Genomic DNA, 1,273 nt, shown 5'->3' with positions numbered 1-1,273 from the left:
AACACGACATGACGGATGACACGACGCGGCGCAGGATCGTCTGGCTGCTTCAACGCCTGACCAGCTTTTCGCTCTGGAAGCGCAAGCGTGATGCGTTCGCGATCTTCGCGAATGAATATGAGAGCGCTGTGAAGAACCAGTCCGCGGATGATCCGGAGCCCATGCCGGCAAATAATCTGCCGATGATCTTCGAGATCCTTGCGGCCTACGATCGAGGGTTATCCGAGCTGGCCCGAGGGCACCGGTTCGTCTGGCGGCGCGGTGAGCCGCTGCAATATGCGGTTGCTCGGTACAACCATCTGAATGCGTATTTCTTCCCTCATCCGGATTACTGGGATCGGGGTGCGCAGGTTGCCCCGTACCCGCCGAAGGTCGATGCGCTTGTTCGACTGCTGCACGCATCGGAATACCAGATGGAGTATGCGCCGTTCGAGCCGGGATATACCGACCTCGCACAACTGTGCTCGGTTGGGCTGCTGCTTTCACCGCATGCATACGAACACAGCTTCTACACGCTGCCGTATCCGGTGTTTCCGGAGGACTTGCAGGAGATTCCGGAACCAGTCGGCGTGATGATCAAGTCCGGCGACAAAGTGCCTTGCGACGGCATCTGGGAACCCGTTACCGTCGAGCGATCGAAGTGGCTTGGCATCGTGCCGGTGGGCGGTTGCCGCGTGTTCCCGAACAGGGGGTGCTTCAATTACCTGGGCAGAGGAACGCGAGCGCCGAAGGTCAGAGATGCAATGGAGCTGGCCGTGCGCACGCGATGGCGCTTGCTGTGGGAAGACAGGCGTTACGTGGATGGCGTCATTCCCGACGAGTCGTCGTATTTTCTCGAGGCAGGCGCGAAGCCACCGGCAGCTTCGGGGAAACAGGTGACGCGATGCCGCTGATGAATTGCCTGTCCCACGGACATGTAGGCGGCGAGCTCGTGACGCGGACCGTATCCGACCTCATTAACGACCGCAGCAACTGGAAGGGCGGCCGTCGGATCGTCCCGCTGCTGCTCGTGCGGCACGAAATCGAGTATCCCGGCTACATGCTGGAATCCGAAGAGGCGAAAGTGCGCGAGCTGGGCGGTACGCACGAAGGAGGGGGTGTCTACCGCTTTAACGACGACGAGTCGATGGAAGCAGCCATCGGACTACTGACGGCAACGTGTGCTGATTGCTTAAGGGAATTGATGGCCTTGCAGAAAGAAGCGTAAGTTGAGCGCAATGTCTCAGGGGGACGGATGGCCAAGCTGAATTTCGGGACCATCGGCCGGTGTTCC

2 protein-coding genes are annotated in these 1,273 nt (G+C 59.9%); both read left to right on the top strand.

Going from position 1 to position 1,273, the window contains the following annotated elements:
* A partial coding sequence (locus ACV22V_RS32350; RefSeq protein WP_448016807.1) for an Imm72 family immunity protein occupies positions 1 to 893 on the top strand: 893 nt, incomplete at its 5' end.
* Positions 884 to 1,207: a hypothetical protein gene (locus ACV22V_RS32345; RefSeq protein ID WP_448016806.1), complete on the top strand. Its 324-nt coding sequence runs from the start codon at positions 884 to 886 to the stop codon at positions 1,205 to 1,207. The genes ACV22V_RS32350 and ACV22V_RS32345, both read left to right, overlap by 10 nt.
* Positions 1,208 to 1,273: the final 66 nt, after the last annotated feature.

The sequence above is a fragment of the Burkholderia sp. AW33-5 genome (assembly GCF_053427615.1).
This window is presented reverse-complemented; position numbering and strand designations above follow the sequence as displayed.